Source organism: Burkholderia sp. AU18528, from assembly GCF_002223215.2.
Classification (GTDB): domain Bacteria; phylum Pseudomonadota; class Gammaproteobacteria; order Burkholderiales; family Burkholderiaceae; genus Burkholderia; species Burkholderia semiarida.
In genome coordinates, this window is record NZ_NKFC02000005.1 from 689,013 (window position 1) to 714,094 (window position 25,082).

The following is a 25,082-nucleotide window of genomic DNA, read 5'->3' on the forward strand; positions in this document are numbered from 1 at the left end:
GCGCCGAAGATAGATGTGAATGTGGCAGACCGTTAGAAAACCTCATTATCGGCGACACGCGAGTGCAATTTCGAGATCGTTTTTCTTGCCTCGCCCGTAGCAAATCAAACGCGTGAAAGCGGGTTTGAGCAACGCCTACGCGACGGCAACAAAACACGGTTCACCGCCGACGAAAAAAAGGCCTGCACACGTGCAGGCCTTCATTCGATCAACCGATCACGTTCAGAACGACGCGACCATCGAGCCCTTGAACTGCTTCTTGATGAATTCCTTCACTTCCGGCGACTGGTACGCCTTCACCAGCTTCTTCACCCACGGCTGATCCTTGTCCTTCGCGCGCACGGCGATCAGGTTCGCGTACGGGCTCGTCAGCGCTTCGAGCGCAATCGCGTCCTTGGTCGGCTGCAGGTTCGCAGCCAGTGCGTAGTTCGTGTTGATCACGGCCGCGTCGACGTCCGACAGCACGCGCGGCAGTTGCGCGGCGTCGAGTTCGGAGATCTTCAGCTTCTTCGGGTTCTCGGCGATGTCGAGCACCGTCGCGTTGTTGCCGCCCGTGCCGGCGCCCGCCTTCAGCTTGATCACGCCTTGCGTCTGCAGCAGCAGCAGCGCGCGGTTCTCGTTCGACGGATCGTTCGGCACCGCGAGCTTCGCGCCCTGCGGCAGATCCTTCAGCGACTTGAACTTCTTCGAATACACGCCGATCGGCGAGATGTAGGTCAGGCCCGCGCTGACGAGCTTGTAGCCGCGCTGCTTCACCTGGCTGTCGAGGTAGGGCTGGTGCTGGAAGCTGTTCGCGTCGAGGTCGCCCGAATCGAGCGCCGCGTTCGGCTGCACGTAGTCGTTGAACTCGATGACCTTCACGTTCAGGCCTTCCTTCTCCTTCGCGACCTTCTGCACGACTTGCCACACTTGCGCATCCGGGCCGGCGACCGTGCCGACCTTGATCACCTTGTCTTCGGCGTGCGCGCCTGCCGACAGCGTCAGCGCGGCGCCGGTGGCCAGCACGGAAAATACCTTCAGGAGACTGCGACGCTTCATCTGTTTCTCGCTTTCTTGCTTGACTGAAATGGGGCGCGATACGGGTATGCCCGGACTCGCACGAAGGGGCAAATGGTGTCACAGGATCGGCGGGAAGTGAAATACATCCCGCTCATATGGGTATGCACCAGCGCAGTGCCGGCGACCGCTGCACGACTCGGCCGTTAGTTGCGTTCCTGCCGCGACGCATCCCCCTCACGCGGCATGCGTCACACCGCCGCCAGCCCGTCGCCCGCCTTCGCGCTACCGAATGCCGGTTCGGCGGCCGTGCCACGGCCGCCCTGCGACGACGGGCCGCCGGCATTGCCGACCCGGAACGCGCCGACCGCGTCGCGCAGCCGCGCGGCCTGTTCCTGCAGCGACGCGGCCGCCGCCGCGGCTTCCTCGACCAGCGCCGCGTTCTGCTGCGTCACCTGGTCCATCTGCGTGACCGCGCGGCCGACCTGCGTGATGCCGCTCGCCTGCTCCTCGGACGCGGCCGCGATCTCGCCCATGATGTCGGTCACGCGCGCGACCGCCTGCAGGATCTCGCCCATCGTCGTGCCGGCCTGGCCGACCAGCGCCGAGCCGTTGCGCACGCGCTCGACCGAATCGACGATCAGCGCGCGAATCTCCTTCGCGGCCGTCGCGCTGCGTTGCGCGAGCGAGCGCACCTCACCCGCGACCACCGCGAAGCCGCGGCCCTGCTCGCCCGCGCGCGCGGCCTCGACCGCCGCGTTCAGCGCGAGGATGTTGGTCTGGAACGCGATGCCCTCGATCACGCCGATGATGTCGGCGATCTTGCGCGAGCTGTCGTCGATCTCGCCCATCGTGCCGATCACGCGGTTCACGACGTCGCTGCCCGTGCGCGCGATGTCCGACGCGTTGTTCGCGAGCCCGCTCGCCTGTCGCGCGTTGTCGGCGTTCTGCTTCACCGTCGCGGTCAGTTGCTCCATGCTCGCGGCCGTTTCCTCGAGCGACGCGGCCTGCTCCTCGGTGCGCTGCGACAGGTCGTCGTTGCCGGCCGAGATCTGGCGGCTCGCCGACGCGATCGATTCGGCCGACTGGCGAATCCCGCCGATCGTCGCCTGCAGCCGCGCCTGCATGTCGTGCATCGCGGCCATCATGCTCGTACGGTCGCCCGCGCGCACCGGCACCGGCTGCGTGAGGTCGCCCCGCGCGATGCGCGCCGCGAGCGCGGCCGCTTCGTCCGGCTCGCCGCCGAGGCTGCCGCGCACGTTGCGGATGATCACCAGCATCGCCGCGCTGATCACGAGGCCGATCACGAACACCACGGCCAGGTGGCCGAGCAGCGTGCGGTAGTAGACGGTGTCGATGTCCTTCAGGAACACGCCGCTCGAGATGTTCCAGTCCCACGGCGCGAACCGCGTGACGTAGCTGATCTTCGGCACGGCCGTCTCGCTGTGCGGCAGCCGCCCGCGATATTCGGCGAATCCGCTGCCGGTCGCCTTCGCCGCGTTCAGGATCGTCACGAACAGCGGCTTGCCGTCCGGATCGAGATAGTCGCCGACCTGCGTGTTGACGAGCTTCGGCAGCGTCGGATGCATCAGCACGACCGGCTTCGAATCCATCACGAACACGTAGCCCGAATCGCCGTAGCGCATCGCGGCGAGGCTCGCGAGCGCGTCGCGCTTCGCGCCGGCCTCGGGCAGCGTGCCGCTCTGCGCGAGCGCGTGATAGGCCTTCACGATGCCCGCCGCCGAATCGACGAGATTCGCGATGCCCGCCTTGCGTTCGGCGAGCATCGTCGCGCGCGTCTCGTAGGCGCTCCATGCGCCGACGCCCAGAAGACCGATCCATACCAGCGCAAGCGCGAGCCACAGCTTGCGGTTCAAACTCATTCTGCTCATCTGCGTGCCTCTGTCGATGTCGATGCCTCCGGCGCGCGAACGGCCTGCCGCGCGCAAACGGTTGCTCTTTCATTTACGGCAACGAGGCTTACATCTTGAATACGCGCGGCCGCGGCGAACCGGCGTTCGACTGGCAGCGCCACCAGCCGCCCGCCGCCCGCCACGCGGCTCGCCGGCGCGACAGCCCGCATCCGCTGTGCTAAAAAGACCGGCTGGCCGGTGCGCGGCGCGCCGGCATCATTCCAGGGCCATCCATGTACGTCATCGACATCCACTACACCGCGTCGCTCGAGCGCATCGACGACGCGCTCGAACGCCACCGCGCGTATCTGCAGCCGCAATTCGACAAGGGCATTTTCATCGCGGCGGGGCCGAAAGTGCCGCGCGAAGGCGGCGTGATCCTCGCGGCCCGCATCGATCGCGACGAACTCGACGCGATCCTCGAGACCGACCCGTTCGTCACCGAGGGGCTCGCCACCTATCGCGTGACGGAATTCCGGATCACGCGCGCCGCCTCCGGCTTCAACGTGCCGGCGCTGCCGTAACGCGGCTGCGGCGCGATACGCGCGCATGCCGACGCGCCGCCCGGCGGGAGCGCATGCACACGACGAAGATAGAGGGAAAGCGTGGCGGCGCGAACGGCCGTCACGCAAAACGCCGGGCCGGGCGTCCGGCGGCTGCCGATCAGTCGACCAGCAGCTTAAGATCGTGGACCCACGGGGCCGGGCCCTGGCCGTCGCGCACGAACAGGCGCAGCTTGCCGTCGCGGTCGAACACGTAGCTCGCGGCCGTGTGATCCATCGTGTAGCTGCCGGGCGTCTTGCCGGGCACCTTCGCGTAATACACGCGGAAATCCTTCGTGACCTTCTTCAGCGCCGCTTCGTCGGCCGGCCGCAGGCCGATGAACGACGGATCGAACGCGGGCACGTACTGGCCGAGCAGCGCCGGCGTGTCGCGCTCCGGATCGACGGTGACGAACAGCACCTGCACGCGCTTCGCGGCATCGGGCCCGAGCTGCTTCAGCGCTTCGGAGAGCTCGGCCATCGTGGTCGGGCACACGTCCGGGCAGTGCGTATAGCCGAAGAACATCACGACGGCCTTGCCCTTGAAGTCGGCGAGCGTGCGGACCTTGCCGGTCGTATCGGGCAGCGAGAAGTCGCTGCCGAACTGCGTGTTGCCGGTGATGTCGAGATTCTGGAATTTCGGCGCGTTGTCGCATCCGGCGAGCAGCAGCGCTGCCGCGAATGCGCACGCGAGCATCCAGCCTTGGCGCGCGCGGCGCCCGAACCGTGATGGGAGCATTGCGTTCAAACCGTGCGGTTACACGCCGAGCAGCGGGCGTGCATAGTGATCGACGAGCAGCGCGACGAACAGCAGCGACAGATAGACGATCGAGTAGCGGAAGGCCTTGCGGGCGAGTTCGTCCGAATAGTCGCGATGGATCTTCCACGCATACGCGAGGAACACCGCGCCGAGCAGCACCGCGCTCGTCAGGTAGACGGCCCCGCTCATGCCGGAAATGAACGGCATCATCGTGACCGCGAACAGGATCACCGTGTACAGCAGGATGTGCAGCCGCGTGAACTGCTCGCCGTGCGTGACGGGCAGCATCGGCAGCCCGGCGTTCTCGTAATCCTTGCGGCGATAGAGCGCCAGCACCCAGAAATGCGGCGGCGTCCATACGAAGATGATCAGCACGAGGATCCACGCGTCGCCCGGCACCGCGCCGGTGACGGCGGCCCAGCCGAGCGCCGGCGGCATCGCGCCCGACGCGCCGCCGATCACGATGTTCTGCGGCGTCATCGGCTTGAGCAGCAGCGTGTAGACCACCGCGTAGCCGACGAACGTCGCGATCGTCAGCCACATCGTCAGCGGATTCGTGAACGTATAGAGCGTCCAGGCGCCGACGCTGCCGAGCACGGCCGAGAACAGCAGGATCTGCGGCGTCGTGATCTCGCCGCGCGCGGACGGACGCCACGCGGTGCGGCGCATCATCGCGTCGATCTTCTGTTCGACGAGGCAGTTGATCGCGAACGCGGCGCCGGCCAGCAGCCAGATGCCGACCGTGCCGCCGATCAGCACATGCCACGGCACCATGCCCGGCGTCGCGAGGAACATGCCGATCACCGCGCAGAACACCGCGAGCTGCGTGACGCGCGGCTTCGTCAGCGCCATGTACTGGGAAAAGCGGCTACCGGGCGATTGGGAGAGGGTGCTTTGCATGGGGGCGGTCACGCCGGGGCGGCGTCGCGCGCAGGCTGCGCGACACGGCCGGGGCGGCTTGAAAGGATGCGAAAGTTTAACATGACGACGAGCAGCAGCAGGATCGCGGCCCCGCCGTTGTGCGCGACGGCGACGGGCAGCGGCCACTGCAGCACGATGTTGGTCAGCCCCGTCACGAACTGCAGCAGGACGACCAGCAGCACGCCGTTCGCGGGCCGCCGCAGCGACTCGAAGCGGCGCATTTTCAGCGCGAACGCAACCAGGTACGCGACCACGACGAACGCGAACGTGCGGTGCGTCCAGTGGATCGCCACCAGCGCGTCCTGCGTGATCGCGTCGCCGTCCTTCGTCATCCCGAGCGCGCGCCACAGGTGGAAGCCGTGCTGGAAGTCCATCGGCGGAATCCACTGGCCGTTGCAGGTCGGGAAGTCGGTGCACGCGAGCACCGCGTAATTGGTGCTCACCCAGCCGCCGAGCGCGATCTGCACGACGAGCAGCACGAGCGCCGCGAGCGCGGCCGCGCGGTAACGCCCGGCCTCCGGGTCATGCGACGACAGCGGCGTCTGCCGCGCCGCAAGCCAGCCGAGCGTGCCGAGCAGCGTCAGGCCGAGCAGCAGGTGGATCGTGACGATCACCGGCTGCAGCTTCATCGTGACCGTCCATGCGCCGAACGCGCCCTGCACGAGAATCAGCAGCAGCAGGCTCGTCGGCCACCACGGCGACACGTGCAGCGGGCGGCGGCGCAGCCGCGCGGCCCACGCGATCACCACCTGCGCGATGATCAGCACGCCGATCGCCATCGCGAAATAGCGGTGGATCATCTCGATCCACGCCTTCGTCATGCTGACGGGCCCCGTCGGCATCGCCTGATGCGCGGCCGTGATCGCCGCGTGCGCGATGAACGGCGACGACGTGCCGTAGCAGCCGGGCCAGTCGGGGCAGCCGAGGCCCGAATCGGTCAGCCGCGTGAAGCCGCCGAACATCACGAGGTCGAGGGTCAGGAACGTGGTGATCCACACGAGCTTGCGGAACTTGTCGTCGTCGGCCTTCACCCACACGTACGACAGCGGCAGCAGCGCGATGCACAGGCCGATCAGGCCGAGTTGCAGTAGATACGACATCGGAATGGTGCCTCGTTCTCTCGCCTTAACCGATGCTCGACCACTTCAGCAGCTTCGTCACGTCCGACTTGATCTTGCTGGGATTCGGGTCTTTCGGGAAACGCATCATCAGGTTGCCGTTCGGGTCGACCAGATAGAGGTGGTCGCTGTCCTTCGTGCCGGCGTCGGCGGGCAGCCACGCGGCCACCGCGGCCGGATCGGCGACGAGCCGGCGCGTGTCCGGATACGCGTCCAGCACCTTCTGCGGCACCGCGCCCGCATCGCCGCGCAGCCACACCATCGTGATCCGGTGCCGCTCGCCCGCCTGCGTGACGCGGATCTGCCGCATGAAATAGAGCTTCTTCGCGCACGCGTCGTCGCACGCGCTGCGGTCGGTCATCACGAACAGCCAGACGCCGCGCAGCGACGACAGCGGTACCGTCTTGCCGGTTTCGTCGGTCACGTGCAGATCGGTCGGGATCGGGCGCTGCGGCTCGATCAGCGTGCCGTAGTTCGTCGATCCGCCCTTCGGCTTGATCACGTAATAGGTGAAGTACGACGCGATCATCGGCGCGGCGCACACGAGCCCCAGCAGCACGAGCATCCAGCGGCCGCGCTTGCGGGCCGCCTGCGACATCGGCGCGGCGGCCGGACCCTGACGGGAAGATTGCATGGACAAATCAGACCTCTCGAAACGAACCCGCGGCGCCGGCGCCGCGTCCTGGCACGACGCTCACGCGCCGGCCGACTTCTTCGCCGCACGCCGCGCGGCGTACAGGCCGAAGCCGAGCGCGGCGGCCGCCATCGCCCACCACTGAAACATGTAACCGTAATTGCGCTCGACGCCGGTCGTCGCCGCCGGCCAGTCGCGCACGAGCTTGTCGCCGTCGTCGCTCGTCTGCTGGATCACGAACGGCTGCAGCGGCAGCCCGGTTTCCTTCGCATACGCGGCGACGTCGAGGTTCTGCCGGATCTTCTGGTGCGCGGCCGACCCGCCTTCGCCGAGCTCGAACGCGCGCGACGCGTCGGCGCGCGCGATGCCGACGATCTCGACGTCGCCCGCCGGCGTCGCGAACGGCTCGATCGCCGTGCGATCGGCGATGTTGCGCGGCAGCCAGCCGCGATTCACGAGCACGACGCCGCCGCCCGTGAGTTTAAGCGGCATCACGACGTAAAAGCCCGGCTGGTCGTTATACGGCCGATTGTCGAGGAACACCGCCTGCTCGGGCATGAAACGGCCCTTTGCCCGCACGCGATGAAACTCGATCGACGCGAGCGGAACCGGCTGCGCGCCGATGTCGACGGGCGCCGCCTGCTCGTAGCGCGCGATGCTCGCCTGCAGCGCTTCCTTCTGGTGCGCGCGGTCGCGCTGCCAGAAACCGAGACGGATCGTGACGGCGACGACGACGAGGATCAGCAGCGCGGGCAGCCAGCGAATCTTCATCGTGCGGCCCGCCCGGCACATCCGCGAACACGAAGTGCGATAATTATCCTCTTCCTTTCGAATTGCCGTCGTCCGGTTCGTGTCATGCACATCCTCGTTCCCATCGCCTTCGTCCTCATCATTGCCAGCATGGGCTCGGCGCTCTACTTCATGATGCACGACCGCGGCCACACGAAACGCATGGTCTGGTCGCTCGCCACCCGCGTCGGGCTGTCGGTGTCGCTGTTCCTGCTCATCCTGTTCGCGAACTGGATGGGCTGGATCCATTCGACCGGCCTGCCGATCGGGCGTTGATGCCGTTGCCGCCGTGGCACGCCGTGACCGCTGTGACATTTAGCCGCACGGCCGCGCCACCAAGCAAAAGCGCCGCCTGACTGAGTCGCGGCGGCGCCGGGGCCGTGTCGCTCGCGGCTTCGCCGCCGCGCCCACGACACCAATGAAAACGGCCCGCGCATCGCTGCGCGGGCCGTTTTTCCATTTACAGCCAGTAGACGACGACGTACAGGCCGAGCCAGACGACGTCGACGAAGTGCCAGTACCACGCGGCGCCTTCGAATGCGAAGTGATGATCGGGCTTGAAGTGGCCGCGGATCATCCGCACCAGCACCACCGCGAGCATCGTGCCGCCGAGGAACACGTGGAAGCCGTGGAAGCCGGTCAGCAGGAAGAACGTCGAACCGTACACGCCGGAGTTCAGCGTCAGGTTCAGTTCGTTGTACGCGTGGTAGTACTCGAAGCCCTGCAGGAACAGGAAGCAGATCCCGAACACGAGCGTCGCGGCCAGCCATGCGATCGCCTTCTTGCGATGATCGTCGCGCAGCGCGTGGTGCGAGATCGTCAGCGTCACGCCCGACGACAGCAGGAACGCGGTGTTCAGCGTCGGGACCGGCCACGGGCCCATCGTCTTGAAGTGACCGGCGAGCGCGGCGGGGCCTTCGTTCGGCCACACGGCGGAGAAGTCCGGCCAGATCAGCTTGTAGTCGAGGCTGCCGAGCTGGTGCAGCGCGATTTCACGCGCATAGAACAGCGCGCCGAAGAACGCGCCGAAGAACATGACTTCCGAGAAGATGAACCAGCTCATGCTCCAGCGGTACGACTTGTCGACGTTCTTGCCGTAATGACCGCCTTCCGATTCGGCGATCGCGTCGCCGAACCAGTGATACAGCGTGAAGAGCAACCACAGCAGGCCGAGCAGCGCCGTGAACGGCGCCCAGTCGTGACCGTTGATCCACAGCGCTACCGAGCCGAGCATGACCAGCAGGCCGATGGCCGCGCTGATCGGATGCTGCGACGGATGCGGCACGAAATAGTACGGGGTCTGGTTTTGACCGCTCATGCTTGATTCTCCACTTCAGTCCAATTTGTGTACCGGAAACCGCTCCGGCTTTATTTCTTGCGCGGCGAGACCGCCACCGCTCGTTCCTGCACGCCGCGCCGTGGCGCCGCGCACTGCATTCTGTCTGGCCGCTAGCCGTGCACGCCGCGCCCTCAACCCACCACCGCACGCACGATCAGGATCAGCACGCCGATGAACACGCCGGCCGCGATCAACGCGACGATCAGCACGTGCAGCGGATTGAGCTGTGTCGCATCGGCCTCCAGGTCGCGCCGCTTACGCACCCCGAAGAACGACCACAGCACCGCTTTCAGCGCCTGACCGAACGTTCCGCTCCGCTTGGCTTCCGTCATCGCCCCGTCTCCTTCGTCATGCGTCCGGCTTCGCCGCACCCTGCGCCGCCGCCGTACTGCGCTGCGCCGGGGCCGGCGTGGCCGGGGTATTCAGCTCGAAGAACGTGTACGACAGCGTGATCGTCTTCACGTCCTTCGGCAATTTCGGGTCGATCACGAACACCACCGGCATCTTGCGCGACTCGTTCGCGGTCAGCGTCTGCTGCGTGAAGCAAAAGCACTCGATCTTCTTGAAGAACTCCGTCGCCTGCTTCGGCGCGTAGCTCGGAATCGCCTGCGCGACGACCGGCCGGCCCTGCCCGTTCGTCACGTCGTACACGATCGTCGTCAGTTCGCCCGGGTGCACGTCGAGGCTGTTGTGCTCCGGCTTGAACCCGAGCGGCCCGCGTGCGTTCGCATCGAACTCGACCGACACCGTGCGGCTGTAGTCGACCTGCGAGTTCTTCACCTCGCGCTCGCTGACATCGCGCTGCACCAGGTTGTTGATGCCGGTGATCTGGCAGATCGCCCGATACATCGGGATCAGCGCGAAGCCGAAACCGAACATCAGCCCGGCCACGACGAAGAGCTTCACCAGCATCGAACGATTGAACGCGCGATCCACGGCGCCCTCTTCCGGCTTCGACATACGACGACTTCCTCGCTACTGCGTCAGTTGCTGCATCAGTGGGTGGACAGCCACCACTGCTTGATCACGACACCCACGAAAAAAACGGCGGCGATGACGAGCAGGGTGAGGCCGAGCCGCTTGTTGCCCGCGCGGATCTGCTCGGGCGTTCGTCTTTCTTGTGGATTCCGGGTCATCTGAAACTTCGCTGAAACCTCAGTTTCGCGCCCGCCGCGCCTGCCTGCGCGGCAGGCAGCGGCGGAGCGCTCGGTAAAACTTATTCGACGTGCGGCGGTTGCTCGAACGTGTGGAACGGAGCCGGGCTCGGCACCGTCCACTCGAGGCCCGTCGCGCCGTCCCACGGCTTGTCGGACGCCTTTTCCAGCTCGCCGCCGCCACGGTAGGCCGGCAGCGCGACCGCGAACAGGAAGTACACCTGCGCGAGGCCGAAGCCGAATGCGCCGATCGTCGCCACCTGGTTGAAGTCCGTGAACTGCGCCGGGTAGTCCGCATAGCGGCGCGGCATGCCCGCGAGACCGACGAAGTGCATCGGGAAGAACGTCAGGTTGAAGAAGATCATCGACGCCCAGAAGTGGATCTTGCCGCGCGTCTCGTTGTACATCCAGCCCGTCCACTTCGGCGCCCAGTAGTACCAGCCCGAGAACAGCGCGAACAGCGAGCCGGCCACCAGCACGTAGTGGAAGTGCGCGACCACGAAGTAGGTGCCGTGATACTGGATGTCGAGCGGCGCCATCGCGAGCATCAGGCCCGTCAGGCCGCCGAACGTGAACACGAACAGGAAGCCGATCGCGAACAGCATCGGGGTTTCGAACGTCATCGAGCCGCGCCACATCGTCGCGAGCCAGTTGAACACCTTCACGCCCGTCGGCACCGCGATCAGCATCGTCGCGTACATGAAGAACAGCTGGCCGGTGACCGGCATGCCCGTGGCGAACATGTGGTGCGCCCAGACCATGAACGACAGGATCGCGATCGACGCCGTCGCGTACACCATCGAGCTATAGCCGAACAGCGTCTTGCGTGCGAACGCCGGGATCACCTGCGACACGATCCCGAACGCCGGCAGAATCATGATGTACACCTCGGGGTGGCCGAAGAACCAGAAGATGTGCTGGTACATCACCGGGTCGCCGCCGCCTGCCGCGTTGAAGAACGACGTGCCGAAGTGACGGTCGAACAGCACCATCGTGATCGCGCCCGCCAGAACCGGCATCACGGCGATCAGCAGGTACGCGGTGATCAGCCACGTCCACGCGAACATCGGCATCTTCATCAGCGTCATGCCCGGTGCGCGCATGTTCAGGATCGTCACGACGATGTTGATCCCGCCCATGATCGACGACGCGCCCATGATGTGGACCGCGAAGATCGCGAAGTCCATGCCCGGGCCCATCTGCGTCGACAGCGGCGCGTACAGCGTCCAGCCGGCGGCCGTCGCGCCGCCCGGCGCGAAGAACGAGCCGACCAGCAGCACCGCCGCGACCGGCAGCAGCCAGAAGCTGAAGTTGTTCATCCGCGCGAACGCCATGTCGGATGCGCCGATCTGCAGCGGAATCATCCAGTTCGCGAAGCCGACGAACGCCGGCATGATCGCGCCGAACACCATGATCAGGCCGTGCATCGTCGTGAGTTCGTTGAAGAACTCCGGACGCATGATCTGCAGGCCCGGCTCGAACAGCTCGGCACGGATGCCGAGCGCCATCACGCCGCCCGACAGGAACATGATGAACGAGAACAGCAGGTACAGCGTACCGATGTCCTTGTGGTTGGTGGCGAACAGCCAGCGACGCCAGCCGTGCGGGGCTTCGTGCGCGTGGTCGTCGTGCGCGTGGTCCGCGGCTACGTCGTGCCCGATGCTAGACATGAGAATCTCCTAATGCGAATACGTCGACTAACTCAGCGACACGTCAAGCCGCCGGGCCGATCTCGACACGCCGGGCTTCCTTCGCGTCAGCCCCGCCCGTGATCGTTTCCGGCTTTTTGAGAATGATGTGGTCTTCCGCCACGCCTGCTGCCTTCAGCGCATCGCGCACGGCTTGTGCACGATGCTTCGCGAGTTCGGCGTTCGCGTCGGCCGAGCCCGTCTTGTCGGTGAAGCCCGACAGCGCGAGCTTCGCGTCCGGATGCGCCTTCGCATAGTCGGCCGCGGCGGCGATCGCCGCTTTTGCGTCGGCCGGCAACACGCTCTTGCCCGTTTCGAAGTAGATCGTCGACAGCGCGGCCGATGCCGCCGCCGGCTGCTCTGCGCCCGACGCGGCTTGCGCCGGCGCCGAAGCCGCTTCAGCCGGTGCCGCTGCCGCGCCCGCCGTGTCTTCCGGCAGCTTGCCGTTGCGTGCGTCGGCTACTTGCTTCGGCTGCAGCAGGTCGTTCTTGTGGTTGCCCCACGAGTTGCGTTCGTACGTGACGACCGAAGCGATGTCGAGATCCGACAGCGACGCCCACGACGGCATCGCGCCCTTGCCGTGCAGCACGCGCTCGACGTGCGCGGCGATCGGGCCGTTCACGATCGGGCTGCCGTCCATCGCCGGGAATGCGCCGAGGCCCTTGCCGTTCACCTGGTGGCAGGCCGCGCAGTTCGCCTTGTAGACTTCCTCGCCGTGCGCGACGAGTTCGGCCATCGTGTAGACCTTGTTCGGATCGACCGCGGCGCTCGCCAGCTTGGCCTTCTGCGCGGTGACCCACTTCGCGTAATCGTCGTCCGACAGGACTTCGACCACGACCGGCATGTACGCGTGTTCCTTGCCGCACAGCTCGGTACAGAAACCGCGGAACGTGCCGACCTTGTCGGCCTTGAACCACGTGTCGCGCACGAAGCCGGGGATCGCATCCTGCTTCACGCCGAACGCGGGCACGTACCACGAGTGGACGACGTCGTTCGCGGTCGTGATGATGCGGATCTTCTTGTTGACCGGCACGACGAGCGGGTTGTCGACTTCCTGCAGATAGGTGTCGGTGATCGGCTTCTTGCCCATCACTTCGTCGCGCGGGGTGGTCAGCGTCGACAGGAAGCCGATGCCCTCGCCCGGGCCCTTCACGTAGTCGTAGCCCCACTTCCACTGGTAGCCGGTGACCTTGATCGTGAGATCGGCGTTCGTCGTGTCCTTCATCGCGACGACGGCCTTCGTCGCCGGCAGCGCCATCAGCACGACGATGACGAACGGCACGATCGTCCAGATGATCTCGACGGTCGTGCTTTCATGGAAATTGGCGGCCTTGTGGCCCTTGGATTTGCGGTGCGCGAAGATCGAATAGAACATCACGCCGAACACGCCGACGAAGATCACCGTACACAGGATCAGCATCATCGTGTGGAGATCGTAGAGCTCCTCGGCGATCTTCGTGACAGGCGGCTGAAAGTTGATCTCGTTGACACGGGGGCCGCCCGGGCTATCACCGACCGCCAGGGCCGCACCGGCAAAGAGCAATCCGCTGCATGCCAGCACGCCCGCGAGGGCTCGCTTGATTGTTTTCATAGCATCCTTACCCAAAATTTCCATTCAAACCCTCCCCCGTCGCAAGCCGCCGGCCTGTTCCGGCCATTGACCGCGCCTCGTCAGCCGCAGCGCCTGAGCGACGCACGCAGCTCGTCGGCGAACTGCGCACGCTTGTACTGCGCGAGATGCTGCCCGATCACGACGGTCTGCCCGCGCGACACCAGCCGAATCGGATCGCGTGGCGTCGCACCCGGCTCGACCCGCACCCAGCGCGGGTTGAATTCGATCTGCGTGAGCCGCTCCGCATCCATCCGCTCGATCACGAGCCGGTGCGGAAACAGCCTGATGCGCTCGTAGTCGACCGCATGGCGAGCATAGATCGCGAATGCGACACCCACCGCCAGCAACTCGATTCCGGTGAAGGGCATGACGAGCCAGGCCCCTCTCCACATCAGCAACGCCGCGATCGCCAGCGAGAAGCCCGCGAGCGACGCGTAAAACAGCACGAACTGGCGCGGCGACACCGAACAGTTGCGTTTCATGAGCCAGTCTTCGAGGACCGGTTCGCTGTCCGCCGTCTCCGCCAAAACGTTCGCTGCTTCCATCGCCGCCTCACGCGAATGGCATGCGATGCATGCCTGCATCGGACTCGCCGGCCCGTATTGCGGGGACCCCGGGACGACAAGCTGACGCATTATAGGCGGGTTCAATGGCATCCACAAGCAAGCGCCTATCGCCCGCCAAGCCAAGCGCGACAAGCTTTCCGGCCGTTTTAGCCGCCAATTCGACCCCGCTTTGCACCGCTAATTTCGGACATAACAAAACCCCTCTTTACCGCTTTATCGATTCTTCGGGCGCCCCTTGCCGATGTCCTCGATGCGCACGATCCCGTGCCCTTCGGCGGTCGTGCGCGGCACGGCCTTCCACGCGTGGCCGTAGATCACCTCGAACGTCAGCGGGATCGTGCCGTCCTCGCGCCGGCGCGCGTCCAGCGCGTCGCCGAGCGCCGCGCGAAAGCGCCGCGCCGCGTGCGGCGGCGCCGTGCGCGCGAACGGATAGGCGCCCCAGCGGCGCACGTCGGCCAGCAGGGAATCGGCGGATTTGTACGTGACGGTCAGCACTTCCTGGTCCATCACGGGAATCTCGAAGCCGCTCTCGACGAGCATGTCGCCGAGGTCGTGCATGTCGACGAAATCGATCACGCGCGCGGCGGGCGGCGCGATGCCGAGCACGGCTTCGGCGTCCGCGCAGGCGGCGCGCAGCTCGCGCAGCGTGTCCGGGCCGAGCGTGCTGAACATCAGCAGCCCGTTCACGCGCAGCACGCGCTGCCATTCGGGGAAGACGGTATCGGGACGCGAATGCCAGTGGAGCGCGAGATTCGACCAGATCAGGTCGAATGCGCCGCCGGGAAACGGCAGCGCCGCGAAATCGGCCTGCGCGACGCGCGGGCCGCGCTGGCCCAGCGCCCGGCCGAGCGAGGCCGGCAGCCAGCGGCGCCAGGTGGTCTGCTCGACCTCGCGCTGACCGGCCCGCGCGAGCATCGCGCCGGACAGGTCCACGCCGAACACCGGCGCCTCCGGAAAGCGCGCGCGCAGCGCCGGCAGGTCGTCGCCCGGGCCGCAGCCCGCATCGAGCACGGCCGCGGGGCTCACCTTGATGTATTCGAGGCGCTCGTTCATCCGCTGCGCGATCTCGCGCGGCAGGAACGCAACCGCATCGAACGTGGCGGCACGGCGGTCGAAGATCCGCCGCAGGCGCCTGGCGTCATTGGCCGGACGGCCGGTTGAAGTCGAAGCTGGGGACATGTCGGGCACACTGGCGAAGAGCCCGAAGTATACTCGCTCGCCTCGCAAGCTTCATTGAGGCGGCATGCCAGGAGTGTTGCGATGGTCCGCGGTTCCGCCGGGCGCACGATGCGCGTCGTTTTGTCGCAGGTTCGAACGCTGGTCGTGCGCGTTGCCGCGGTCACGTTGCCGAATCGCTGCGCGTTGTGCGGCAATTTGTCACACACCGTGATTTGCGGTGCCTGCGATGCCGCGTACTGGAATGAAGCGCGGCTGCGCTGCGACGTGTGCGCGCTGCCGCTCGGCGTCGGGCAGGCACGATCGCCCGCTGGCGGACGCGCGGGCACCGGCCGCGCGGCCGCGTACCGGTGCGACGCGTGCCGCACCGCGCCGCCGCCGTTCGATGCGACGCTCGCGCTCGCCGATTACCGCGCGCCGCTCGACGGGCTCGCGCGCGGCCTGAAGTTTCACGCGCGGCTCGCGCTCGGCGGCGAATTCGCGGCCCGCCTCGCACGGCTGGTCGACGATACGCGCGGCGCGAGCGGCTTCGACCTCGTCGCGCCGGTGCCGCTGTCGCACCGGCGGCTCGTCGCGCGCGGCTACAACCAGGCGTGGGCGATCGCGCGTCCGCTCGCGCGCCGGCTCGGCGTGCCAGCGGACGCGGCCCTGCTCGCGCGCGTCGCCGACACCGCGCCGCAGTCGCGGCTCGATCGGCGCGCACGGCACGACAACGTGATGGCGGCGTTCGCGGTGGCAGGCAGCGTCGCCGGCCGCCACGTCGCGCTCGTCGACGACGTGATGACGTCCGGCGCGACGCTCGCGGCGGCCGCGCAGGCGCTGAAGGCGGCGGGCGCCGTGCGCGTGACGAATCTGGTTGCGCTGCGCACCGCCAAGGATTAATTAGATGGAAAGGCCGGCCGCCCGCGCGCGGCCGTCACGAACCGGCCGGCCGGATGCACGCGCGTTGCGCCGCTCCGGCCGCCCCAGCCAAACCGAAACATGTTCAACGTCGTCCTCGTCGCCCCCGAAATTCCGCCGAACACCGGCAACGTGATCCGCCTGTGCGCGAACACCGGCGCGCACCTGCACCTGATCGAGCCGCTCGGCTTTCCGCTCGACGACGCGCGGATGCGTCGCGCCGGCCTCGACTATCACGAGTATGCGCAGATGCGCGTGCACCGCGACTGGGACGCGTTCGTCGCCGCCGAAACGCCCGATCCCGCGCGGATGTTCGCGTTCACGACGCGCGGCTCGGGCCGCTTCCACGATCGTGCGTTCCTGCCCGGCGACTGGTTCGTGTTCGGCTCGGAAACGCGCGGCCTGCCCGCCGAGCTGCTCGACCGCTTCCCGAACGAACAGCGCGTGCGGCTGCCGATGCGGCCGGACAACCGCAGCCTGAACCTGTCGAACACGGTCGCGGTGGTCGTGTTCGAGGCGTGGCGCCAGGCCGGCTTCGAAGGCGGCGCGTGACGCTCGCTGGCGCAATCCGCGGCGCGGAGCCCGTCAGGTTCGCGCGAGCCGCGCGCGGTACAGGTCGTAGATGTCGGGGGAAAAGCACGCGAACACCACGCGTGCGAGATTCGGCGCCTGCGCGAGCATCTCGGCGACGGTGCCGACCGCGATGTCGACGGCGGCTTCGGCCGGATAGCGGTAGACGCCGCAACTGATCGCGGGAAACGCGATCGACGTCGCGGCCACTTCTTCGGCCAGCTCGATCGCGCGCCGGTAGCACGACGCGAGCAGCTCGGCCTCGCCGCGCGCGCCGCCGTGCCAGACGGGCCCGACCGCGTGGATCACGTAGCGCGCCGGCAACCCGTGGCCGCGCGTGAGCTTCGCGTCGCCGGTGTCGCAGCCGCCGAGCGTGCGGCACTCGGCGAGCAGGCCGGGGCCGGCCGCGCGGTGGATCGCGCCGTCGACGCCGCCCCCGCCGAGCAGCGAGCCGTTCGCGGCGTTGACGATCGCATCGACGTCGAGCGTCGTGATGTCGACGAGCTGTGCATCGAGCGTGGTGGAATGGATCTGCAGCATGACAACCTCGCGGAACGCGGGAGACCGTTCAAGCGTAGCCCGCTTTTTGGCGCCGCGCGCCCGGCGCAACCGTGCCGGGCGATCCGGTCGCGCGCGACGCGGACCGCGCCTATTCGGCGCGCGCGTCGCGGCGCAGCAGGCCGCTCACGGCGTCGCGCGGCGCGATGCCGTCGAACAGCACGCCGCATACGGCTTCCGTGATCGGCATTTCGATCGACTGCGCGCGCGCGAGCGCCAGCACGGCCTGCGCGCAGCGCACGCCTTCGGCCACGTGGCCGAGCGCGCCGAGGATGTCGTTCAGCGTGCGGCCGGCCGCCAGTTGCAGGCCGACCGTGCGGTTGCGCGACAGGTCGCCCGTCGCGGTCAGGATCAGGTCGCCGAGGCCCGTGAGCCCCGTGAAGGTTTCCGCGCGGCCGCCGAGCGCCACGCCGAGCCGCGACATTTCGGCGAGGCCGCGCGTGATCAGCGCGGCGCGCGCGTTCAGCCCGAGGCCAAGGCCGTCGGAAATGCCGGTCGCGATCGCCAGCACGTTCTTCACCGCGCCGCCGACCTCGACGCCGACCACGTCGTCGCCCGTGTAGATCCGCATCGCGCCGTGATGGAACGCGGCGAGCGTGCGCTCGCGGCATTCGGCCGACGCGCTCGCGACCGTCAATGCGACGGGCAGCGACTGGCCGACCTCGCGCGCGAAACTCGGGCCCGACAGCACGCCGTTGCTCCGCTGTTCGGGCAACTCGGCCGCGATCACCTGATGCGGCAGCAGATGCGTGTCGGCCTCGAAGCCCTTGCAGACCCAGACGATGTGCGCGGGCACGCAGCCTGCATCGCGCATCGCGCGGCACAGCGTGCGCAGTCCGGCCACCGGCGCGGCGATCACGCACAGCGCGTCGTGAGCGGCGCCGTGCGCGAGCGCGGCGCCGAGATCGGCGTCGTAGCGCAGCGCATCAGGCAGCGCGACGCCGTCCAGATAGCGGGAATTTTCGTGCCGGGCCTGCAGCCCGGCGATGAGCGCGGCGTCGCGCGCCCACAGAAGCGTATCGTGCCGCGCGGCCAGATGGCCCGCGAGCGCGGTGCCCCAGGCACCGGCGCCGAGAACGGCTACTTTCATACCCAGCACCGGTCCGGAGTGAAACGTCAGTTCAGCGTCGTGCCGTTCGGCGCACCGTTCGCGCCTGCCGCGGCGCCGGCCTGCTGCTGAAGCTGCGCGAGACGCTGCTCGTACAGCGCCTGGAAGTTGATTTCGGCCAGGTGGATCGGCGGGAAGCCGGCACGCGTGATCGCGTCGGCGATGTTCGAGCGCAGGTACGGGAACAGGATCGTCGGGCACGCGATGCCGACGAGCGGGTCGAGCTGTTCGTCCGGAATGTTGCGGATGTCGAAAATGCCGGCCTGCTTCGCTTCGATCAGGAATGCGACCTTGTCCTTCACCTTCGCGGTGACGGTACCCGACACGATGACTTCGAACACGCTTTCCGCGAGGCGGTCGGCCTTGACGTCGACTTCGACTTCAACCGACGGCATGTCCTGCTCGAGGAAGATCGCCGGCGAATTCGGCTGCTCGAGCGACATATCCTTCAGGTAGACGCGCTGGATGTTGAAGAACGGTTGGTTTTCGACGTCGGACATGGTGTTTCCCTAAAAGTGGTGACGGGGCGGCCCGGCTGTTCGCCGGCCGCCACGGATGTATCGTGCGCGCCCAAGCCGCGGCGCGGCCGGCGGCCATTCTGCCCTAATCAGGCCGCTTGCAGAAGCGGCACGAGGCCGCCTTCGCGGTCGAGCTTCGACAGATCGTCGTAACCGCCGACGTGCGTGTCGCCGATATAGATCTGCGGGACCGTGCGGCGCCCCGTGCGCGTCATCATTTCCTCGCGGCGGGCCGGATCGCGATCGATCAGCACCTTCTCGATCTGCTCGACGCCGCGCAGCTTCAGCAGGCGCTCGGCCTGCATGCAATACGGACACACCTGCGTGCTGTACATCAAAACCTTGTTCACTTCGCCACTCCTTGTTTGACGACCGGCATCCCGGCCTGCTGCCAGGCGGCCACGCCGCCTTCGAGCACGTGCACCTCGGCGTAGCCCGCCGCCTCGACCTCGCGCGCCGCCTTCTGCGACTGCTGGCCGTTCTGGCAGACGAGCAGCACCGGGGTGCTCTTGTTCTTCGCGACCTGCGCAATTTTCGCGCCGATCTCGCCCGCGGCGACCTGACGCGCCGACGGCAGATGGCCGGCCGCGAAATCGGACGGGGCGCGCAGGTCGATCACGACCGCGTTGCGACGATTGATGAGCTGCGTCGCCTCCGCGGCCGACAAGCCGCCGCGGCCGCGGCGCAGCGCCGGCCATGCAAGCAGGCCGCCGGAAACCAGCAGGATCGCGATAAGGGCCAGGTTCGTGTAATTGGTAAAGAACGTCACGGAATGTCGCCGGAAAAGAGAAATCGGATGAGGACAATCCCGCCATTATAAAATAACCGTCTTGCGCGATGGCGGGCCCGAACCGGGCGCCGCGCGACGCGCCCCGCTTCCCTCTCACTACCGACCGCAAGATCCATGTACAAACTCGTTCTCATCCGCCACGGCGAATCGACGTGGAACAAGGAAAACCGCTTCACCGGCTGGGTCGACGTCGACCTGACCGAACAGGGTCGCAACGAAGCCTACCAGGCCGGCGAATTGCTCAAGGAGGCCGGCTACACGTTCGACATCGCGTACACGTCGGTGCTCAAGCGCGCGATCCGCACGCTGTGGCACGTGCAGGACAAGATGGACCTGATGTACCTGCCGGTCGTCCACTCGTGGCGCCTGAACGAGCGCCACTACGGCGCGCTGTCGGGCCTGAACAAGGCGGAAACGGCCGCGAAGTTCGGCGACGAGCAGGTGCTCGTGTGGCGCCGCAGCTACGACACGCCGCCGCCCGCGCTCGAGCCGACCGACGAACGCGCGCCGTTCGGCGACCCGCGCTACGCGAAGGTGCCGCGCGAGCAGCTGCCGCTCACCGAATGCCTGAAGGACACGGTCGCGCGCGTGCTGCCGCTGTGGAACGAGTCGATCGCGCCCGCGGTGCGCGCCGGCAAGCAGGTGCTGATCGCCGCGCACGGCAACTCGCTGCGCGCGCTGATCAAATACCTCGACGGCATCTCGGACAGCGACATCGTCGGCCTGAACATCCCGAACGGCGTGCCGCTCGTGTATGAACTCGACGAGAACCTGAAGCCGATCACGCACTATTACCTCGGCGACCAGGAAGCGATCGCGCAGGCGCAGGCCGCCGTCGCGAAGCAGGGCAAGGCGGGCTGACGCCCGTCGCGGCGTGCGGCCCGCGTCCCGGCGCGGCCGTCCGTCCGCGCTTCGGGCCGCGGCCCGCACGCCGCGCGAACCTTCGCGGCCCTGCCGCGGTCGAATCCGCTTTCGAACTCCGCTGCGCGCCCGGCGGCGCCCTGCCGGGCCCTCAGCGGCCGTTGCGGCGCTTTTCGCGCCGTTCCACTGAGTTATCGGACGAACAGTTATACTTGTCCGCTACATCCCCGCTACCGCCACGCGCTTCCCGACCGCACCCGACTCTCTATGCGAATGAATTTGAAGAACATCGGCCTGATTGCCGCGGGCCTCGCCACGGGCGTATTCGCCACGCTGCAGGTTTCCGCTTCGGCCGAGCAGACCGCCACGGCGCCGCTTCCCCTCGACCAGCTCCGCCTGTTCGCGGAAGTATTCGGGCAGATCAAGCGCGAGTACGTCGAGCCGGTCGACGACAAGAAGCTGCTGACGGCCGCGATCAAGGGCATGGTGTCGAGCCTCGATCCGCACTCGTCTTTCCTCGACAAGACCGACTATGACGAGCTGCAGGAGCAGACGAAGGGCCGCTTCGCGGGTCTCGGCATCGAGATCTCGCAGGAAGACGGCCTCGTCAAGGTGATCTCGCCGATCGAGGACACCCCCGCGTTCCGCGCCGGCATCCGTCCGGGCGACCTGATCACGCGCATCAACGACAAGCCGGTGCGCGGCATGACGCTCGACAAGGCCGTCAAGCAGATGCGCGGCGAGCCGGGCACCAAGGTCACGCTGACGATCTTCCGCAAGAGCGACGACCGCACGTTCCCGGTCACGGTCACGCGCGCGATCATCAAGGTCCAGAGCGTGAAGATGAAGATGCTCGATCCGGGCTACGCGTATATCCGCATCACGAGCTTCCAGGAGCGCACGACGCCCGATCTCGCGCAGAAGCTGCAGGACATCGCGCGCCAGCAGCCGAACCTGAAGGGCCTGATCCTCGACCTGCGCAACAACGGCGGCGGCCTGCTGCAGAGCGCGGTCGGCGTGGCCGGCGCGTTCCTGCCGCCCGACTCGGTCGTCGTGTCGACCAACGGCCAGATCCCCGATTCGAAGCAGGTCTACCGCGATACGTACGACAACTATCGCCTGCCGTCCTTCGACGGCGATCCGCTGAAGAACCTGCCGCCCGTCTTCAAGACCGTGCCGATGATCGTGCTGACGAACGCGTATTCGGCGTCCGCGTCGGAAATCGTCGCCGGTGCGCTGCAGGATTCGAAGCGCGCGCAGATCATGGGCAAGACGACGTTCGGCAAGGGTTCGGTGCAGACGGTGCGCCCGATGACGGCCGACACCGCGCTGCGCCTGACCACCGCGTACTACTACACGCCGAGCGGCCGTTCGATCCAGAACAAGGGCATCACGCCGGACGTGCCGGTCGATCAGTACGCGGACGGCGATCCGGACGACGTGCTCGTGACGCGCGAGGTCGACTACACGAACCACCTCGCGAACACGCAGGATCCGAACGAGAAGAAGGAACAGGAAGAGCGCGAGCAGCGCCGGATGGATCAGTTGCGCGTGCTCGAAGAGCAGAACGACAAGAAGACGCCGGAGCAGCGCCAGAAGGATCGCGATCGCAAGCCGATCGAGTTCGGCAGCGCCGACGACTTCATGATGCAGCAGGCGCTCAACAAGCTCGAAGGCAAGCCGGTCCAGGAATCGAAGTCGCTGCTCGCCGAGAGCACGACGAAGAGCCCGGCCGCGAAGGCTGCCGCGAGCGCGAAGGCATCGGGCGCGAGCGCCGCGAAGCCGGCTTCCGCACCGAAGCCCGCCTCCGCGCCGAAGTAAGCGCCGGCCGGCATCCGACGGGCCATCGCGGGAAGACCGCGATGGCCCGTTTTTCATGCGCGCCTAAAATAACGAACGTCCGCCCGCCTCGCCCACGACTGCCCATGAACGACGATCAACTCCTTCGCTACTCCCGCCACATCCTCGTCGACGAAATCGGCATCGAGGCGCAGCAGCGCTTTCTCGACGCGCATGCGATCGTCGTCGGCGCGGGCGGCCTCGGCTCGCCCGCCGCGATGTACCTCGCGGCGTCGGGGGTCGGCACGCTCACACTCGTCGACGCCGACACGGTCGACCTCACGAACCTGCAGCGGCAGATCCTGCACGTGACGGCATCGGTCGGGCGCAGCAAGGTCGAGTCGGGACGCGACGCGCTGGCGCAACTGAATCCCGAGGTGAAGGTGAACGCGGTCGCGGCGCGCGTCGACGATGCATGGCTCGACGCGCACGTGCCGCACGCGAGCGTCGTGCTCGACTGCACCGACAACTTCGCGACGCGGCACGCGATCAACCGTGCGTGCGTCGCGCACGGCGTGCCGCTCGTGTCGGGCGCCGCGCTGCGCTTCGACGGCCAGATCAGCACGTTCGACTTCCGCGACGCGGCCGCGCCCTGCTATGCGTGCGTGTTCCCGGAAGACCAGCCGTTCGAGGAAGTCGCGTGCGCGACGATGGGCGTGTTCGCACCGACCGTCGGGATCATCGGCGCGATGCAGGCGGCCGAGGCGCTGCGCGTGATCGGCGGCATCGGCAAGACGCTCAACGGGCGGCTGATGATGCTCGATTCGCTGCGGATGGAGTGGACGACGATGAAAATCGCGCGCCAGGCCGATTGCCCCGTGTGCGGCGGGCGGCACTGACGCGCGCATCACGCATGCGCCGGACCGCGTATGCGTGACATTTCGCTACAGTTCGCGGTCAGCGGCGGCTGAACGCCCAAGCGCGCCCAAGCGCGCCCGGGCTTGCCTAGGCGGCCGCGTCCGCGCGCGGCTCGGCGACCGACAGCCGCTGCAGCGCCGCCTGCACTTCTTCCGGCTCGAACGCGGCCAGCACGTCGGCCGTCGGCTTTTCGAGCGCCTTCAGGTGCGCGCGCAGGATCTCCTGCTTCACGACGAGCAACTGGCTCGGATGCATCGAGAACTCGGTCAGCCCCATGCCGAGCAACAGGCGCGTGAGCGCCGGATCGCCCGCCATCTCCCCGCACACCGACACCGACACGCCCGCGCGCTTCGCCTCGCGCAACGTGTACGCGATCAGATGCAGCACCGCCGGATGCAGCGGATCGTACAGATGCGCGACCGCGTTGTCGGCGCGATCGATCGCGAGCGTGTACTGGATCAGGTCGTTCGTGCCGATCGACAGGAAATCGAAGCGCTTCAGGAACAGCGGCAGCGCGATCGCTGCGGCCGGGATCTCGATCATCGCGCCGATGCGCACGTTCGGATCGTACGCGAGCCCCGCGTCGTCGAGCTGGCGCTTCGCCTCGCGGATCAGGTCGAGCGTCTGGTCGATTTCCTGCGCGTGCGCGAGCATCGGGATCAGGATCTTCACCTGGCCGAACGCCGACGCGCGCAGGATCGCGCGCAACTGCGTGAGGAACATCTGCGGCTCGGACAGGCTCCAGCGGATCGCGCGCAGCCCGAGCGCCGGGTTCGGCGCCGTTTCGTAGCCTTCGTCGAGCGCCTCGAGCGGTTTATCGGCGCCGACGTCGATCGTGCGGATCGTCACCGGCATGCCCTTCATCCACTCGACGGCCCGCTTGTACGCGGCGAACTGCTCCTCCTCTTCCGGCATCTCCTTCTGATGCATGAACAGGAACTCGGAGCGGAACAGGCCGACGCCGACCGCGCCGGCCTCGACGGCCGCCTTCGCGTCGTCGGGCAGCTCGATGTTCGCGTACAGGTCGATCTTCGTGCCGCACAACGTTTGCGTCGGCGAGAACTTCAGGCGCTGCAGCTTGCGTTGCTCCAGCAGCTTCTCGGACTGGCGGTACGAATATTCCTCGAGGACGATCGGCGCCGGATCGACGATCACGATGCCCGCGTCGCCGTCGACGATGATCAGGTCGTCCTGGCGGATCAGCGCACTCGCATGCTGGACGCCGACCGCGGCCGGAATGCCGAGGCTGCGCGCGACGATCGCGGTGTGCGACGTGCGCCCGCCGAGATCGGTGACGAACGCCTGGAACGACTGCGTCTTGAACTGCATCATGTCGGCCGGCGCGATGTCGTGCGCGACCACGATCATCTCGTTCGTGCCATTCCTGGCCGCGCCGTCGAGCGCCTGTGACGCCGACGGCGCACCGGCGAGCGCCTTCAGCACGCGCTCGACCACCTGCTCGATGTCGGCCTTGCGCTCGCGCAGGTATTCGTCCTCGATGTCGTCGAAATGGCGCGTGAGCAGCTCGAGCTGCTCGGTCAGCGCCCATTCGACGTTGTAGCGGCGCGTGCGGATCAGGTCGATGGTCTCCTGCACGAGCATCTCGTCGCTCAGGATCATCGTGTGAACGTCGATGAAAGCGCCGACTTCGCTCGGGGTGTCGTCGGTCAGGTCGGCGCGCAGCGCTTCGAGCTCGCGGCGCACGACGTCGAGCGCCGTGCGGAATCGCTCGACTTCGGCGTCGATCTGGTTGGCCTCGATCAGGTAATGGGCGACGTCGAGCGCCGCCGGCGCGATCAGATACGCTCGCCCGATCGCGATACCTCGTGAGACGGGAATGCCATGCAGCGTGAAGGACACGCGCACCTCCTC

The 25,082-nt window shown here is 67.2% G+C and carries 28 protein-coding genes; 7 read left to right on the forward strand and 21 right to left on the reverse strand.

Annotation, left to right across the window (positions count from 1 at the left end; all coding sequences use genetic code 11):
- Nucleotides 1-222 precede the first annotated feature (222 nt).
- Entirely contained in the window at nt 223-1,038 is an 816-nt protein-coding gene (locus CFB52_RS14815; RefSeq protein WP_059576148.1) for a MetQ/NlpA family ABC transporter substrate-binding protein, read from the reverse strand.
- Between the two features lie 209 nt (nt 1,039-1,247).
- Complete coding sequence (locus CFB52_RS14820; protein ID WP_099316844.1) at nt 1,248-2,888, reverse strand: methyl-accepting chemotaxis protein; 1,641 nt, start codon at nt 2,886-2,888, stop codon at nt 1,248-1,250.
- Nucleotides 2,889-3,142: 254 nt separating this feature from the next.
- Between CFB52_RS14820 and CFB52_RS14825 the strand changes: the two genes are divergently transcribed.
- Nucleotides 3,143-3,433 carry a YciI family protein gene (locus CFB52_RS14825; protein ID WP_006477740.1) on the forward strand — a complete coding sequence of 97 codons (291 nt, stop codon included), beginning with the start codon at nt 3,143-3,145 and terminating at the stop codon, nt 3,431-3,433.
- Nucleotides 3,434-3,572: 139 nt separating this feature from the next.
- Here the strand turns inward: CFB52_RS14825 and CFB52_RS14830 are convergent, their stop codons facing one another.
- The 5 genes from CFB52_RS14830 to CFB52_RS14850 are packed head-to-tail and all read right to left on the reverse strand — an operon-like array spanning nt 3,573 to nt 7,655.
- Entirely contained in the window at nt 3,573-4,190 is a 618-nt protein-coding gene (locus CFB52_RS14830; RefSeq protein WP_059576142.1) for an SCO family protein, read from the reverse strand.
- A gap of 18 nt (nt 4,191-4,208) precedes the next feature.
- Nucleotides 4,209-5,111, reverse strand: a complete 903-nt coding sequence (gene cyoE / locus CFB52_RS14835) for a heme o synthase (protein WP_059576139.1) — start codon at nt 5,109-5,111, stop codon at nt 4,209-4,211.
- 8 nt (nt 5,112-5,119) lie between these two features.
- Nucleotides 5,120-6,232 carry a heme A synthase gene (locus tag CFB52_RS14840; protein ID WP_099316845.1) on the reverse strand — a complete coding sequence of 371 codons (1,113 nt, stop codon included), beginning with the start codon at nt 6,230-6,232 and terminating at the stop codon, nt 5,120-5,122.
- A 25-nt stretch (nt 6,233-6,257) separates the two neighbouring features.
- Nucleotides 6,258-6,884 carry a cytochrome C oxidase subunit I gene (locus tag CFB52_RS14845; RefSeq protein ID WP_099316846.1) on the reverse strand — a complete coding sequence of 209 codons (627 nt, stop codon included), beginning with the start codon at nt 6,882-6,884 and terminating at the stop codon, nt 6,258-6,260.
- 60 nt (nt 6,885-6,944) lie between these two features.
- Nucleotides 6,945-7,655: an SURF1 family protein gene (locus CFB52_RS14850; RefSeq protein ID WP_059642790.1), complete on the reverse strand. Its 711-nt coding sequence runs from the start codon at nt 7,653-7,655 to the stop codon at nt 6,945-6,947.
- A gap of 84 nt (nt 7,656-7,739) precedes the next feature.
- Here CFB52_RS14850 and CFB52_RS14855 point away from each other — a divergent pair, with 84 nt between their 5' ends.
- Complete coding sequence (locus CFB52_RS14855; protein WP_006477735.1) at nt 7,740-7,949, forward strand: twin transmembrane helix small protein; 210 nt, start codon at nt 7,740-7,742, stop codon at nt 7,947-7,949.
- A 184-nt stretch (nt 7,950-8,133) separates the two neighbouring features.
- Here the strand turns inward: CFB52_RS14855 and CFB52_RS14860 are convergent, their stop codons facing one another.
- The 8 genes from CFB52_RS14860 to CFB52_RS14895 form a co-directional block, all read right to left on the reverse strand.
- Complete coding sequence (locus CFB52_RS14860) at nt 8,134-8,991, reverse strand: cytochrome c oxidase subunit 3 (protein ID WP_006486364.1); 858 nt, start codon at nt 8,989-8,991, stop codon at nt 8,134-8,136.
- Nucleotides 8,992-9,143: 152 nt separating this feature from the next.
- Nucleotides 9,144-9,344, reverse strand: coding sequence for a DUF2970 domain-containing protein (locus CFB52_RS14865; RefSeq protein WP_059576130.1), 201 nt, complete (start codon nt 9,342-9,344; stop codon nt 9,144-9,146).
- Nucleotides 9,345-9,360: 16 nt separating this feature from the next.
- Nucleotides 9,361-9,972, reverse strand: a complete 612-nt coding sequence (locus CFB52_RS14870; protein ID WP_034208453.1) for a cytochrome c oxidase assembly protein — start codon at nt 9,970-9,972, stop codon at nt 9,361-9,363.
- Nucleotides 9,973-10,007: 35 nt separating this feature from the next.
- Entirely contained in the window at nt 10,008-10,148 is a 141-nt protein-coding gene (locus CFB52_RS34625) for a cytochrome oxidase small assembly protein (RefSeq protein ID WP_006486385.1), read from the reverse strand.
- A gap of 80 nt (nt 10,149-10,228) precedes the next feature.
- Nucleotides 10,229-11,836, reverse strand: coding sequence for a cytochrome c oxidase subunit I (gene ctaD / locus CFB52_RS14880; protein WP_006477731.1), 1,608 nt, complete (start codon nt 11,834-11,836; stop codon nt 10,229-10,231).
- A 43-nt stretch (nt 11,837-11,879) separates the two neighbouring features.
- Nucleotides 11,880-13,469: a cytochrome c oxidase subunit II gene (coxB, locus tag CFB52_RS14885; protein WP_099316848.1), complete on the reverse strand. Its 1,590-nt coding sequence runs from the start codon at nt 13,467-13,469 to the stop codon at nt 11,880-11,882.
- A 56-nt stretch (nt 13,470-13,525) separates the two neighbouring features.
- The gene (locus CFB52_RS14890) at nt 13,526-14,050 is read right to left on the reverse strand and encodes a DUF2244 domain-containing protein (protein ID WP_059576125.1); all 525 of its coding nucleotides are present in this window, start codon (nt 14,048-14,050) and stop codon (nt 13,526-13,528) included.
- Nucleotides 14,051-14,245: 195 nt separating this feature from the next.
- Nucleotides 14,246-15,211: a methyltransferase domain-containing protein gene (locus tag CFB52_RS14895; protein ID WP_099316849.1), complete on the reverse strand. Its 966-nt coding sequence runs from the start codon at nt 15,209-15,211 to the stop codon at nt 14,246-14,248.
- An 81-nt stretch (nt 15,212-15,292) separates the two neighbouring features.
- Here CFB52_RS14895 and CFB52_RS14900 point away from each other — a divergent pair, with 81 nt between their 5' ends.
- Entirely contained in the window at nt 15,293-16,090 is a 798-nt protein-coding gene (locus CFB52_RS14900; RefSeq protein ID WP_099316850.1) for a ComF family protein, read from the forward strand.
- A 99-nt stretch (nt 16,091-16,189) separates the two neighbouring features.
- Nucleotides 16,190-16,660, forward strand: a complete 471-nt coding sequence (gene trmL / locus CFB52_RS14905) for a tRNA (uridine(34)/cytosine(34)/5-carboxymethylaminomethyluridine(34)-2'-O)-methyltransferase TrmL (RefSeq protein WP_099316851.1) — start codon at nt 16,190-16,192, stop codon at nt 16,658-16,660.
- A 33-nt stretch (nt 16,661-16,693) separates the two neighbouring features.
- Here the strand turns inward: trmL and CFB52_RS14910 are convergent, their stop codons facing one another.
- From CFB52_RS14910 to CFB52_RS14930, 5 genes are all read right to left on the reverse strand, one after another.
- Nucleotides 16,694-17,218, reverse strand: coding sequence for an O-acetyl-ADP-ribose deacetylase (locus CFB52_RS14910; protein ID WP_059642699.1), 525 nt, complete (start codon nt 17,216-17,218; stop codon nt 16,694-16,696).
- 109 nt (nt 17,219-17,327) lie between these two features.
- Complete coding sequence (locus CFB52_RS14915; protein WP_099316852.1) at nt 17,328-18,326, reverse strand: NAD(P)H-dependent glycerol-3-phosphate dehydrogenase; 999 nt, start codon at nt 18,324-18,326, stop codon at nt 17,328-17,330.
- A 26-nt stretch (nt 18,327-18,352) separates the two neighbouring features.
- Entirely contained in the window at nt 18,353-18,844 is a 492-nt protein-coding gene (secB, locus tag CFB52_RS14920) for a protein-export chaperone SecB (protein WP_059576108.1), read from the reverse strand.
- Between the two features lie 107 nt (nt 18,845-18,951).
- Nucleotides 18,952-19,212: a glutaredoxin 3 gene (gene grxC, locus CFB52_RS14925; RefSeq protein WP_006477722.1), complete on the reverse strand. Its 261-nt coding sequence runs from the start codon at nt 19,210-19,212 to the stop codon at nt 18,952-18,954.
- Nucleotides 19,209-19,631, reverse strand: coding sequence for a rhodanese-like domain-containing protein (locus CFB52_RS14930; protein WP_040142128.1), 423 nt, complete (start codon nt 19,629-19,631; stop codon nt 19,209-19,211). Before CFB52_RS14930 ends, grxC begins: the two co-directional genes overlap by 4 nt.
- 135 nt (nt 19,632-19,766) lie before the next feature.
- Here CFB52_RS14930 and gpmA point away from each other — a divergent pair, with 135 nt between their 5' ends.
- From gpmA to CFB52_RS14945, 3 genes are all read left to right on the forward strand, one after another.
- Nucleotides 19,767-20,513 (forward strand): 2,3-diphosphoglycerate-dependent phosphoglycerate mutase, encoded by a 747-nt coding sequence (gene gpmA, locus CFB52_RS14935; RefSeq protein ID WP_060966616.1) that lies wholly within the window; start codon nt 19,767-19,769, stop codon nt 20,511-20,513.
- Between the two features lie 267 nt (nt 20,514-20,780).
- Nucleotides 20,781-22,334 (forward strand): S41 family peptidase, encoded by a 1,554-nt coding sequence (locus tag CFB52_RS14940; RefSeq protein ID WP_060966615.1) that lies wholly within the window; start codon nt 20,781-20,783, stop codon nt 22,332-22,334.
- Between the two features lie 104 nt (nt 22,335-22,438).
- Complete coding sequence (locus CFB52_RS14945; protein WP_060966614.1) at nt 22,439-23,191, forward strand: molybdopterin-synthase adenylyltransferase MoeB; 753 nt, start codon at nt 22,439-22,441, stop codon at nt 23,189-23,191.
- A gap of 106 nt (nt 23,192-23,297) precedes the next feature.
- Here the strand turns inward: CFB52_RS14945 and ptsP are convergent, their stop codons facing one another.
- A complete protein-coding gene (gene ptsP / locus CFB52_RS14950) occupies nt 23,298-25,070 on the reverse strand; it encodes a phosphoenolpyruvate--protein phosphotransferase (RefSeq protein WP_060312566.1) in 1,773 nt (590 codons plus the stop codon).
- Nucleotides 25,071-25,082 lie beyond the last annotated feature (12 nt).